Origin of the sequence: Sphingopyxis witflariensis, assembly GCF_002205635.1 — a bacterium.
In the GTDB taxonomy this organism is placed as follows: Bacteria; Pseudomonadota; Alphaproteobacteria; order Sphingomonadales; family Sphingomonadaceae; genus Sphingopyxis; species Sphingopyxis witflariensis.
The window spans coordinates 19,595-32,216 of sequence record NZ_NISJ01000014.1; the positions used below are offsets into that span (position 1 = coordinate 19,595).

11 protein-coding genes are annotated in these 12,622 nt (G+C 63.5%); 7 read left to right on the forward strand and 4 right to left on the reverse strand.

Annotated features, from left to right (window positions below; genetic code table 11):
• Nucleotides 1-39 precede the first annotated feature (39 nt).
• Nucleotides 40-612 carry an inner membrane-spanning protein YciB gene (locus CDQ91_RS18630; protein WP_088474210.1) on the reverse strand — a complete coding sequence of 191 codons (573 nt, stop codon included), beginning with the start codon at nt 610-612 and terminating at the stop codon, nt 40-42.
• 99 nt (nt 613-711) lie between these two features.
• Between CDQ91_RS18630 and CDQ91_RS18635 the strand changes: the two genes are divergently transcribed.
• Both CDQ91_RS18635 and CDQ91_RS18640 read left to right on the forward strand, forming a co-directional pair.
• A complete protein-coding gene (locus CDQ91_RS18635) occupies nt 712-1,302 on the forward strand; it encodes a TetR/AcrR family transcriptional regulator (protein ID WP_158213721.1) in 591 nt (196 codons plus the stop codon).
• Nucleotides 1,303-1,625: 323 nt separating this feature from the next.
• Nucleotides 1,626-1,937 carry a hypothetical protein gene (locus CDQ91_RS18640; RefSeq protein ID WP_088474212.1) on the forward strand — a complete coding sequence of 104 codons (312 nt, stop codon included), beginning with the start codon at nt 1,626-1,628 and terminating at the stop codon, nt 1,935-1,937.
• 151 nt (nt 1,938-2,088) lie between these two features.
• Here CDQ91_RS18640 and katG read toward each other — a convergent pair whose 3' ends face one another.
• Complete coding sequence (gene katG, locus CDQ91_RS18645) at nt 2,089-4,278, reverse strand: catalase/peroxidase HPI (RefSeq protein ID WP_088474213.1); 2,190 nt, start codon at nt 4,276-4,278, stop codon at nt 2,089-2,091.
• Between the two features lie 365 nt (nt 4,279-4,643).
• Here katG and CDQ91_RS21345 point away from each other — a divergent pair, with 365 nt between their 5' ends.
• Nucleotides 4,644-4,802 (forward strand): hypothetical protein, encoded by a 159-nt coding sequence (locus CDQ91_RS21345; protein ID WP_158213722.1) that lies wholly within the window; start codon nt 4,644-4,646, stop codon nt 4,800-4,802.
• A 238-nt stretch (nt 4,803-5,040) separates the two neighbouring features.
• Here the strand turns inward: CDQ91_RS21345 and CDQ91_RS18650 are convergent, their stop codons facing one another.
• Both CDQ91_RS18650 and CDQ91_RS18655 read right to left on the reverse strand, forming a co-directional pair.
• Entirely contained in the window at nt 5,041-7,512 is a 2,472-nt protein-coding gene (locus CDQ91_RS18650; RefSeq protein WP_088474214.1) for a TonB-dependent receptor, read from the reverse strand.
• A 112-nt stretch (nt 7,513-7,624) separates the two neighbouring features.
• On the reverse strand, nt 7,625-7,795 hold the full coding sequence (locus CDQ91_RS18655; RefSeq protein ID WP_088474215.1) for a YezD family protein: 171 nt from the start codon (nt 7,793-7,795) through the stop codon (nt 7,625-7,627).
• A gap of 190 nt (nt 7,796-7,985) precedes the next feature.
• Between CDQ91_RS18655 and CDQ91_RS18660 the strand changes: the two genes are divergently transcribed.
• From CDQ91_RS18660 to CDQ91_RS18675, 4 genes are all read left to right on the forward strand, one after another.
• Nucleotides 7,986-8,990, forward strand: a complete 1,005-nt coding sequence (locus CDQ91_RS18660; RefSeq protein ID WP_088474216.1) for an NAD(P)H-dependent flavin oxidoreductase — start codon at nt 7,986-7,988, stop codon at nt 8,988-8,990.
• A 32-nt stretch (nt 8,991-9,022) separates the two neighbouring features.
• Nucleotides 9,023-9,742 carry a hypothetical protein gene (locus tag CDQ91_RS18665; RefSeq protein ID WP_088474217.1) on the forward strand — a complete coding sequence of 240 codons (720 nt, stop codon included), beginning with the start codon at nt 9,023-9,025 and terminating at the stop codon, nt 9,740-9,742.
• A gap of 90 nt (nt 9,743-9,832) precedes the next feature.
• Complete coding sequence (gene ptsP, locus CDQ91_RS18670) at nt 9,833-12,130, forward strand: phosphoenolpyruvate--protein phosphotransferase (protein ID WP_088474218.1); 2,298 nt, start codon at nt 9,833-9,835, stop codon at nt 12,128-12,130.
• A 70-nt stretch (nt 12,131-12,200) separates the two neighbouring features.
• The gene (locus CDQ91_RS18675; protein WP_088474219.1) at nt 12,201-12,617 is read left to right on the forward strand and encodes a GFA family protein; all 417 of its coding nucleotides are present in this window, start codon (nt 12,201-12,203) and stop codon (nt 12,615-12,617) included.
• Nucleotides 12,618-12,622: the final 5 nt, after the last annotated feature.

Here is a 12,622-nt window from a genome sequence, read left to right on the forward strand (position 1 = left end):
AGGGGGGATGACGAGAGAGGTCTAGCGCCTGTCTCGTCATCACTCGACGGCAACGGCGCCCCCCATCCGCCGCCGCCGGTTCGCGACAATCTGGACAATCGCAAAGTGGACGGCGAACAGCCCCAGCTTCGACGCCATCGGGAAAAAGCCGATGAACGCCGGCCACCACGGCGTGAAGGCAATCGCAACGACCAGATTGGCGACCGCGGTCGCGAACATCATGCCCGCCCACACGAAACCAAATTTCTCCATCACATCGCCGATCAGCGGCAATTCCTCGGGCGCGACATAGCGGTTCATCCACCCCCGCCGCAGCATCGCGGCCCCGATCACGACATAGACGATCGACGGCTTGGCCATCACAAAGCGCGGATCGCCGGTCAGCATCGTCGCCCCCGCCGAAAACAGCACCATCACCAGGCTGAGCCATTGCAGCGCCGCCACCGGGCGGCCGCGCAACAGTTCCCATCCCACCACCGCGCATGCGACGGCGGTTCCGGCAGCGGTCGCGACGATCAGATCGACATCGAGCGCGAGGAGCAAGGCAAAGACGATCACCCCGAGCGAGTCAAAGATCAGCGGGCCGAGGGCGTAGAAAAGCTGCTTGGACATGATGCACCTCCAATATTTCCACTGTCAATATTGCGAAGGCCATCCGCCCAAGTCAAGTGCAAAATTGACAGCGTCAATATGACAGCGCTAAGCCGCGCCATGACCAAGCCCTATCATCATGGCGACCTGCGCGCCGCCCTGCTCGCCGCAGCGGAGGAAATCGTGAACCGCGATGGCGTCGCCGGTCTCACCCTGCGCGGCGTCGCGCGCGAAGTCGGCGCCTCGCACGCCGCGCCCAAAAATCATTTCGACGATTTGACCGGCTTGCTGAGCGAACTCGCCGCGATCGGTTTCACCCGCTTTGCCGACAGCATGGCGAATGCGGCAGCGGCCGAGGTCTCGCCGCGAGACAAGCTCAACGCCACCGGCCGCGCCTATGTCCTGTTCGCCCTCGCCGAGCCCGGCTTGTTCCAGCTGATGTTTCGCGGCGAGCGCCTCGACAAGACGCGCCCCGCGCTAAACGAAGCCATGACCCGCGCCTTCAGTACACTCACCGGCGCAGTCGAGGCACTCCACACCGACGACCCCGCCGCCAAACGCGCCGCCCGCGCCCACGCCGCCCGCGCGTGGAGCATGGTCCATGGCTATGCGATCCTGCTCCTCGACGACCGCCTCAACCCGCTCCTCGACGCGGGCGCGCCCAAAGCCGACGCGATGGCGCTGCTCGACGACATGCTGACGCTGGACTGAGGCAGCGCAATCGCACATTCGAAGTGACTACCCACTTCGGGGCAGAAAGCTGACCTCCATTCGTCACCCCGGACTTGATCCGGGGTCCCGCTCGAAATCAAGCACTTGTCGATGTCTCGAAAAGCGGGATCCCGGATCAAGCCCGGGATGACGATATAGTGGTTGGCGGCGTCTGGTCGTGAGCGATCATTATGGCCGGATTGGGTGCGACTGTCTGGAACGAAGTAAACGTCCGGAAAATCTGACGCCCGGACAAAGCGATTTCCACACCATCAGACTACTCCAATTACGCCTCATTTACTTGTATCTGCCATGACTGAGGCATGGCTGGCACGCAGGTACCAAAAGGCTTTGGCCTCCTCTTCGCAATTGTGGGCATCCCACTGATCGTCTGGGACGCCGCGGGCACCAGCAATGAGATGGAGGCGCTCGACGCGTCGAGCAGCACCGAAAACGCTCGCATCGAGGCGTGCGTCACTACGGCCGTCAAATCTGGACCCGACTTGTCCACACACCGCCAGATATGTGGGTGCATAGTCAAGAAAGCAGCCGAGCGCGGCGCCTTCAAGGATTATGGTGCTTACGATGATGCTTTGCTTGAGCCCATAGTCGACGAGTGCATGCGCGGCAGTTGAAGACCGAACACGGCGGTTTCCATTTGGTTTTGATAGTGAGCGCCTCAACGCCTGCAATCGGTCGTTGGACGTGGTCGCTCTTCGGACTCCATAATCAAAACCCGCCCCCAGCTTTCGCCGGGAGCGGGCTTGCAATCCGTCGCCGCAGCAATCAGCCGACGTCGAACCGGTCGGCGTTCATCACCTTGGTCCACGCCTTGATAAAGTCGCGCACGAACTTCTCTTCATGCCCCTTCTCGGCATAGACTTCGGCCGTCGCGCGCAGTTGCGAGTTCGAACCGAAGATCAGGTCGGTGCGCGTCGCGGTCCAGCGCTGGGTGCGCCCGCCGCGATCATAGCCGATGAACTCCTCGTCGCCGCTGCTATCAACGACCTCCCAGCTCGTATCCATGTCGAGCAGGTTGACGAAGAAGTCGTTGGTCAGCTGGCCGACGCGGTTGGTGAACACGCCATGTTTGCTGCCGCCAGTATTGGCGCCAAGCACACGCAGCCCCCCGATCAGCACCGTCATTTCAGGCGCCGACAGGCCGAGCAGCGACGCGCGATCGAGAAGCAGTTCCTCGGTCTTCACGCGATGCTTGGTCGCCAGATAGTTGCGGAAACCATCGGCCCGCGGCTCCATCACCTCAAAGCTTTCGGCGTCGGTCCATTCGTCGGTCGTATCGCCGCGCCCGCCGGTGAAGGGCACCGCGACATTGAAGCCGGCATCCTTCGCCGCCTTCTCGACCGCCGCGCCACCCGCCAGCACGATCGCATCGGCCATCGACAGATTGCCGCGCAGTTCGTCGATCTTCGCAAGCACCTTGGACAGTTCGGCCGGATCATTGACCGCCCAATCCTTCTGCGGCGCCAGCCGGACGCGCGCGCCATTGGCGCCGCCACGATAGTCCGACTTGCGATAGGTTGACGCCGACGCCCAGGCCGCCTTGACCAGCTCGCCAATGCTCAGCCCCGAACCGAGGATCGCCACCTTGAACGCAGCAACATCGGCATCCGACGGCGTCAGTCCGGCCGGAACCGGATCCTGCCAGATCAGATCTTCGGCGGGCACTTCGGGGCCGAGGTAGCGAACCTTGGGCCCCATGTCGCGGTGGCACAGCTTGAACCAGGCCCGCGCAAAAGCGTCCTTAAACGCTTCATGGTCGTTGCGGAACTTCTCCGAAATCACCCGGAATTCGGGATCGACCTTCAGCGCCATGTCGGCGGTGGTCATCATCGTCGGCACGCGCTTGCCCGGATTATGGGCGTCGGGGGCCTTATCCTCTTCCTTCTGGTTGATCGGCTGCCACTGCTGCGCGCCCGCCGGACTGCGCACCAGTTCATAGTCATAGTCGAGCAACAGGCGGAAGAAATTCTCCGACCATTCGGTGGGCGTGTTGACCCAAGCCCCTTCGATCCCGCTGGTGATCGCATGCGCGCCCACCCCGGTTTCGAAGCTGCTGGTCCAGCCGAGGCCCTGCAGCGCGATGTCCGCGCTTTCGGGTGCGGCACCGACCAGGCTCGCATCACCCGCGCCATGCGCCTTGCCAAAGGTGTGGCCGCCGGCGGTCAGCGCCACCGTTTCCTCATGGCTCATCGCCATGCGTTCGAAGGTGACCTTGATGTCACGCGCCGACAGCAGCGGGTCGGGATTGCCCCCCGGCCCTTCGGGATTGACGTAGATCAGCCCCATCTGGATCGCCGCGAGCGGGTTTTCGAGATCGAGTTGCTTGTCGGGATCGATGCGCGTCTGGACGCCTTCATTGACCCATTGATCCTCGGCGCCCCAGTAAATGTCGCGCTCGGCCTCATAGACGTCCTTGCGACCGCCACCGAAGCCGAACACCGGCCCGCCCATCGATTCAATCGCGACATTGCCGGTCAGGATGAACAGATCGGCCCAGCTGATCTTGCTGCCATATTTCTGCTTGATCGGCCACAGCAGGCGGCGCGCCTTGTCGAGATTGCCATTGTCGGGCCAGCTGTTGAGCGGCGCGAAGCGCTGCTGCCCGCTGTTCGCGCCGCCGCGTCCGTCGGCGGTGCGATAGGTGCCCGCGGCGTGCCAGGCCATGCGGATGAAGAAGGGGCCATAATGGCCATAGTCGGCGGGCCACCATGGCTTGCTGTCGGTCATCAGTGCGGTGAGGTCATCCTTGACCGCCTGATAGTCGAGCGATTTGAACGCCGCAGCATAGTCGAAATCGGGGCCCATCGGGTCGGGCGACACGCCGCCCTGATGCAATATGTCGATCGGCAGTTGATCGGGCCACCAGTCGCGGTTCGTCCGGCCGAGCAGCGAGCGGAACCGGTCACCGTTGATCGGACAGCCCTTTGCGGGGTCCACGGGGGTTTCGGCGTTCATACAGTCTCTCCTCTTATGATCGTTGGACAGGATGGCGTGTCGGGATGACCGGCGCATGACGGCGGGATGACGGCGAAGTCGCCGAATCCCGAAAAACGCAGGAAAACCATGAGTCGATGGCATCATCCTTTCGCTCTGACCGGGGGAGGATAGGCGGCGCCTTCCCATCGACAAAACCAAATATGCTGAATTCAGTAAGTGAGTGATCCGATCACCGACGCGCCAGCGCGGGACCGATCATGGCCCTCGTCTCAAAAGCGCCACGCCCCGGCGATGAGCGGGCCGCGGCGGGAACATGGGCGGCGGCCAAGGGTTGCTAAAGGGTCACGACATGATCGCATGCCGCGACTGCAAGGAGAAGGAAAGTGGCTAACGACCCCAACCAGAACCAGAAGAAAACGCCGGCCCAGCGCGAAGAAGAACAGCGCCGCCAGCAACAGCAGCAGGGCGGCCAGAACCGCCAGCCGGGCGGAGAAGCGGGCAGCGAACCCGATCGCGACCGCAACCGTCCGCAGCAGGGCTGATCCACAGCCGGCATGAGAAAGGGGCCGCCCACGGGCGGCCCCTTTTCCTTTGGCGGACAGCCAAAGCTGCCCTCTTTCATGCGTCAGAAGCTGGCCCGAATCCATCGCCAACAAGTTCGTCATTGCGAGGAGCGGAGCGACGAAGCAATCTCCAGCCATCGACCTTGCGCAAGGTCGGCAGCTGGAGATTGCTTCGCTGCGCTCGCAATGACGAATTAAACTAGGACAACGCGGTCCTCTAGAAACTGGCCTTGATCGTCCCGCCCCAGGTGCGCGGATCACCCGGCAGCCCGACGATCAACCCGGTGTTGCCCGGACCGACGCTCAGCTGTTCCAGATAATTCTGGTTGAACGCATTGCGGACCCAGCCATAGACATCGAAGCCCGATTCCGTCCGGAAACCGGCGCGGAAGTTCGACAGCGAATAGCCTTCGATCCAGGTGTAGGCCGACGGCGACGGGTTCGACGAGAAGCGCGAACGATAGCTGCCGTCATAGCCGAGGTAGAATTGGCCATCCTTGCCGAACAGCTTGGATTCGGTGTTCGCCTCCGCCCCGAAAGAGAGCGCCAGCTTCGACACGCCCGGCAGGCGCTGACCCGAAATGTCGCAGTTCGCCGGACTGTTGCCCGGCGTCCCCGGTGCCGCAATCACAGCCCCGGTCCCGCCGCCCGACAATTCGGGCGGGCATGGCGCATCGACGAAGCGCTTATATTTCGCATCGGTGAAGGCGCCATTGGCATAGGCGCGGAACCGCTCGCTCGGCCGGACCGAGAAGTCGACCTCGACACCCTGTGTCCGCACCTTCCCGGCATTGGCCAGATAACCGCGCAGCACCCCGAACTGGCCGTTGTTCACATTGGCCTGATAATTTTTGATGTCGGTGCGGAACGCTGTGAGGTTGAAGGTGATACGCCGGTCCCAAAACTCGCTCTTCACCCCCGCTTCGAGGTGATTGACCGATTCCGGCTTCACCGTCGCGGCGGCGAGGATCGGATTGTTCGCGCCGTCGGTCGGCACGCCATTCTGGTTGATCCCACCCGATTTGAACGTCTTGGCATAGGTTGCATAGAAAAGCAGATCCGACGTCGCCTTGTACGTCGCCGTCAAATCATAGCTGAAGTTCCAGTCGCTGAATGACGGCGAGATTTCCTGCGGCGCGAAAACGCCAAGCCGCGCGACGGTGATCGCATCGGTCGGACCGAAAACAACCGGGGTTCCGTCGCCGGCAAAGACCCGGCGCTGATAGAAACCATCCTTTTTGTCATAATTCAGTCGCACGCCCGGCTGGATCGTGAACTGATCGGTCACCTTCCAGCTCGCCTGCCCGAACAGCGCCGCACTGGTGTTTTTCAGATACTGGGTGTTGATCGCGGTCAGCCCATTGAGCACCGCCGGATTATTGGCGAGCGCGCTCGTCGGATTGAGCGTCCAGCGGCTCGACGCGGGGCCATGCGCTTCGGTGCCCTGCGTGTCGATGCGCTGGTAATAATAGAAGCCGCCAACCACAAAGTCGAACCGGTCGCCGGTGTAATTATAGCGCAACTCCTGCGTATATTGATCCTGCTGCGACGGGTTCTGCGATTTGGTGACGATCGGCAGGCCGGTGAAATCGCGGTCGTTTTCGGGCTGCCAGTCCCAGAAGCGCCACGCGGTGACCGATGTCAGCGTGCCGGGGCCAACGTCCCATTTGACGCGGAGCGCGGCGCCGCCGATCTTGTTGCCCGCGTTGAGATTGGCATCGAGATCGGTCAACCGGTCATAGGGATTATCGCTGGGGACGACATAATTTTGCGCCGCGGCGAGCGCCGCATATTGACGGTTGAGCGGCCGCTGCGTCGCACCGGTACGGACGAAGACCGAGGCGCAGCACACCGCGTCCTGCTTGTTCCAGTCGCCCGACAGGGTGACGCTGAGGTCGTCGTTCGGCTGCCACAACAACTGGCCACGAACACCGATATTGTCCTGGCTCTGGACCCAGCGGTCCGTCGCGACATTGCGAATGGTGCCGCGCCGGCTGGTCGACGAAATGGCGACGCGCGCCGCCAGCGTGTCGGACAGCGGGCCCGAAATAGCGGCCTTCGCCTGTTTGAAGTTCAGATTGCCGATGCTGAGCTCGGCCTTGCCCTCGAAATCGAAGGTCGGCTGGTTGGTCGTGATGTTGATCGCGCCCGCGGTCGTGTTCTTGCCGTACAACGTGCCCTGCGGCCCGCGCAGCACTTCGATCTGCGCGACGTCGAGAAAGTCGAAGGTCGATGAGGCGACGCGCGAATAATAGACGTCGTCGACATAAATGCCGACACCCTGCTCGATCCCGTCGTTGGTCAGCCCGAACGGCGCACCGATGCCGCGGATATTGACCGCGGTGTTGCGCGGGTTCGACGAATAATATTGCAGCGTCGGGGTCAGCTGCGTCAGGCGGCCGACATTGAAGCTGCCCGTATTGTCGATCTGTTCGCCCGCGACGACCGACATGGCGATCGGCACGTCCTGCGCGGTTTCCTGACGGCGGCGCGCGGTGACGACGATATCGCCGCCATAGCTGCCCTGCGTGGCGGCGCCTTCATCGGCGGTGGAGGTTGCGGCGTCGGCGGCGGTATCGGCGGCCGCTTCATTGGCGGCGGCGGGCGTGGCGGCAATCGCGAGCAAAAGCGAAAGCGTCAGCGAGGCGGCCGGAAGGCGCCGGCGAAGCGAAGGATATCTGGCGGTCATGGCAATTTCCTGTTGCGAAGAAAATCGCCACATCCGGTGGTCCGGTCTGCGGCAAGGCCGGGGGAGGCTTCCCCCGTTGGGAGTGGAAAATCAGGGTTGAAAAACGATGGCCCTAATTGGGGTAGCGGTGGCGCTCGGTGACATCGACCTGCACCAGCCGCCCCTCGTGGACGGTCAGCTGGATCGCGCCAAAGCGCAGTTTCTCAAGTGCATCGAGCACCGTTTGCACGGCAAGCGGAACGCTGTCGCGTTCGCTTTGAGCCGCATGTGTCGGCTGTGTCATGTGGATCCCTTTCCCTCTTGGATTCGCCCACAAGCATATGCCAACTGTTTTAGTTGACAATGATTGATTTGCTTTCTGCGCCGAAAGGTTGGGTTCGCGCGGCCAGCCGATTTCCCTGCTCGCCCTCCAATTCGCCCATTGCGGACGCCAGGGATTGCGCGCGAGTCCCAGTGCTGGCAAAGGCGCAGGGATGGATAAAATTCAACAACTGATGGCGCGCGGCACCGACCTGCTGGGCAGCGACTATGCTATTCTTTGCGGTGCGATGAGCTGGGTTTCCGAACGCAACCTCGTCAGCGCGATCAGCAACGCCGGCGGCTTTGGCGTCATCGCCTGCGGCGCGATGAACCCGCAGCAGCTGGATGCAGAAATTGCCGCAACCAAGGCGCTCGCGACCCGCAATTTCGGCGTCAATCTGATCACCATGCACCCGCAATTGTTCGAACTGATCGACGTCTGTGCCAAGCATGGCGTCGGCCATGTCGTTCTCGCGGGCGGCCTGCCGCCCAAGGGCAGTCTCGAGGCGATCAAGGCATCGGGCGCGAAAGTCATCTGCTTTGCGCCCACGCTGGCGATGGGCAAAAAACTCGTGCGCTCGGGCGTCGACGCGCTGGTGATCGAGGGAATGGAGGCCGGCGGCCACATTGGCCCCGTCTCGACCAGCGTGCTGGCGCAGGAAATCCTGCCGACGCTCGCCGAAGAAGTCCCGATCTTCGTCGCGGGCGGCATCGGTCGCGGCGAGGCGATCGCCGCCTATCTCGAAATGGGCGCGTCGGGCGTCCAGCTTGGCACCCGCTTCGTCTGTGCGACCGAAAGCATCGCGCATCCGAACTTCAAAAAGGCCTTCATGCGCGCCTCCGCGCGCGAAGCCGTCGCGAGCGTCCAGATCGACCCCCGCCTGCCCGTCATTCCCGTCCGCGCGCTCAAAAATGCGGGGACCGAGGCGTTTACCGTCAAGCAGCGCGAGGTCGCCAACATGCTCGACAGCGGGCAGGTTGACATGGCGGCCGCACAGTTGGAAATCGAACATTATTGGGCCGGTGCGCTGCGCCGCGCCGTGATCGACGGCGACGTCGAAAACGGATCGTTAATGGCAGGGCAATCTGTCGGCATGGTATCGGAAGAAGAGAGCGTCGCGGCAATCATCGCGTCGCTGGTGCAACAGGCCGCTGCCGCGTTGCATGCTCGGGGTTGAAGCCGCAAGACGTTACGGCTGGGGAGAATATCATGAATTTGTCGCGTAAGATCATCGTCGCCGGTTTGCTCGCGAGCGTCGCCGCCTGCGCACCCAAGCCCGTCGCGCCGCCTCCGCCGCCGGTGCTGCCGCCGGTCGCCATCGTCATCCCGCCGCGGCCGATGCCGCCCGGCAATGCCGCAGTCACGCAAATCCTGCCCGCGCGCGGGATCGACGGCCGCTTTGTGACGGCGAACAGCAATGTCACCGGCGACCGCGCCTTCTGGCAGATGAAGATCGCGCTGAACGTCGCCGCAATCGGCTGCCGCGGCCCCGAGGAAGCGACGCTGGTTTCGGCCTATAACAATATCATCAAGACCCACGGCAAGACGATCCGGTCGACCGAAAAGACGGTGATCTCGCAGCTCGGCAAGGAAATGCGCACCAATGGCACCGCCGCGCGCGACAAATTGTCGACGCAGTTGTTCAACTATTTCGCCCAGCCGCCGGCGCAGCGCGCTTTCTGCCCGCGCGCCAATGAGGTCGCGCAACTGGTCGCGAGCACCCCGGCCGCGCAGGTCATCACGGACGCTCCGACGCATCTCGCCCGGCTCAACCAGCCCTTCCTCGACTTTTATGAAGCCTATGCCAAATATCAGTCCGATGCCGTCGCGTGGGACGCCAAATATGCCCCGCCGCCGCCAATCATGAGCGCCCCGGCGCCCATGAACCCGGTTGGTCTGTCGTCGACAACGACGACAAACAGCAACTGACGCGCCGCTTCATCCGGCCCAAGAAGAGATTGGCGACGGTCGCGCGCGCAGCAATGGCGCGCGGGCTGCGCATCTGTTAGCAGGGCTGCAATGACCAACGCCCCGCTTCCGCCTTCGTCGGCCGCCCAATCGGCGCGCACCATCTTGACCCGGTTGCACGAGGTCATGGCATCGCGCACCAATGCACAGGGCAAGCTCAATCAGGTCGTCGGAATCATCGGCGAATGTCTGAACAGCGAAGTCTGTTCCATCTATCTGCTGCGCGATGGCGCGCTGGAACTCTATGCCACGCGCGGACTGAAGCAGGAGGCGGTGCACGTCACCCGCCTCGGCCTCGGCGAAGGCCTCGTCGGCATGATCGCCGACCAGATCGAGACGCTGAACCTCGACGAAGCCGCATCGCACCCCGACTTTTCCTATCGCCCCGAAACCGGCGAGGAATTGTTCCACAGCTTTGCCGGCGTGCCGATCATCCGCCGCGAACGCGCGGTCGGGGTGCTGTGCGTCCAGCATAGCGACCCGCGCCGCTATGCCGATATCGAGATTGAGACGCTGCAGACCGTCGCCATGGTCCTGTCCGAACTCATCTCCAACGCCGACCTCGTCGATACCGCCGCGCGCACCGACGCCGCGACCGCCGACCAGTCGGCGCAGCGCCTGACCGGCCAAAAGCTCGTCGACGGCATGGGCGCCGGAATCGCCGTGTTCCACCAGCCGCGCATCACGATCGAACATACCGTCGCCGACGATATCGAGGCCGAACGCCACCGCGTCTACGCCGCCTTCGACAAGATGCGCGAACAGATTGACCGCATGACCAGCCAGGCCGAATTCGGCGTCGGCGGCGAGCATGACGAGGTTCTCGAAACCTACAAGATGTTCGCCTATGACGAAGGCTGGTCGCGCCGGATCAACGAGGCGATCGACAGTGGCCTGACCGCCGAGGCGGCAATCGAGCGCGTCCAGCAACGCACCCGGATGCGGATGCGCCAGATCGATGATGCCCTGCTTCGCGACCGCATGCACGATCTGGAGGATCTGTCGAACCGGCTGATCCGCATCGTGTCGGGCCAGATGGGCACCGCGGCGCAAATGGGCCTGCGGCAGGATTCGATCCTGATCGCGCGCAACCTCGGCCCCGCCGAACTGCTCGAATATGATCGCCGCCGCCTGAAAGGCGTGGTGCTCGAGGAAGGCTCGCTCACCGCGCACGTCATCATCGTCGCGCGCGCCATGGGTGTGCCCGTGCTCGGCCGCGTGCGCGATGTCCGCACCTCGATCCGCGAAGGCGACCTGCTGCTGATCGACACCGCGACCGGGACGCTTCATGTGCGCCCGACGCAGGCGGTGCAGGACGCCTTCGAAGCCCGGTTGGAAGTGTCGCAAAAACGGCGCGCCAACCTCGCCTCGCTGCGCGACCTGCCCGCGATCACCAAGGATGGCGTCCCGATCGAGTTGATGATCAACGCCGGGCTGCGCGAGGATGTCGCCGCGCTCGACCTGACCGGCGCAAACGGCATCGGCCTGTTCCGCACCGAATTCCAGTTTCTGGTATCGGCGACGCTGCCGTCGCGCGACCGCCAGCAACGGCTCTATCGCGACGTGCTCGACGCCGCCGGCGACCGGCCGGTGATTTTCCGAACGGTCGATATCGGCGGCGACAAGGCCCTGCCCTATATGAATGCCGGCGACTCCGCGCAGGAAGAAAATCCGGCGATGGGCTGGCGCGCGCTGCGCCTCGCGCTCGAACGCGAAGGGCTGCTGAAGGTTCAGGCGCGGGCGTTGATGGAGGCGGCCGCCGGGCGGACGCTCAACGTCATGTTCCCGATGGTCTCCGAACCGTGGGAATATGAAGCCGCGCGCAACCTGTTTGTCGGGCAGCGCGCCTGGCTGGCCAGCCACAACAAGAAATTGCCGATCGCGATCCGCTATGGCGCGATGCTGGAGGTTCCGGGACTTCTCGAAACGCTCGACCTGATGCTGCCGCACCTCGATTTCCTGTCGGTCGGGACGAACGATCTGACCCAGTTCCTGTTCGCCGCCGACCGCGCGCACCCCCGGCTTGCCGAACGCTATGACTGGCTCTCGCCGACGGTCATGCGCTACCTCTCGCGTGTCGTGAAGACCGTCGCGGGATCGCGGGTCGCGCTGGGCGTCTGCGGCGAAATGGGCGGCCGGCCGCTGGAGGCGATGGCGCTGCTCGGCATCGGCATCGAACGCCTGTCGATTACCCCGGCCGGTGTCGGACCGGTCAAGGCGATGATCCGCTCGCTCGATCTTGGCGCGCTGCGCGAAGCCATCCCCGCGATCCTCGCCCAGCCCGCGTCCAACCCGCGTGGCCAATATCAGGACTGGGCGCTCAAGCATGGCGTCGACCTCGGCGACTGAGTTCCCCGACGATTGCGTCAACACTGATGTTTATGATATGTTCTCATCATCAAACGTGAGGAGAAACCAGATGACCGATTCGAGCCCGCGCGCCAGCGGCCAATGCCATTGCGGCGCCATTCGCTATTCAATGCCGACCGCGGTCGAGCATCACGCCCTGTGCAATTGTCAGGATTGCCGCCGCCATTCGGGCGCGCCGCTCGTCGGCTGGGCGCTCGTCGGGCAGGATGAACTCGACGTCAGCGGCACGCCGAAAATCTATGAATCGTCGGAAAACGGCCGCCGCCATTTCTGCGGCGACTGCGGCACGGGGCTTTTCTATACCAATGAAGCGATCTTCCCCGGCAAGATCGACGTCCAGTCGGCGACGCTCGATGACCCCGACCTGATCCCGCCGGGCGCACAGATCCAGACCGCCGAACGCATCGGCTGGATGGAGAGGCTGAACGACCTGCCCGCGTTCGAACGCTATCCGCCTTTCGAATAGACGTG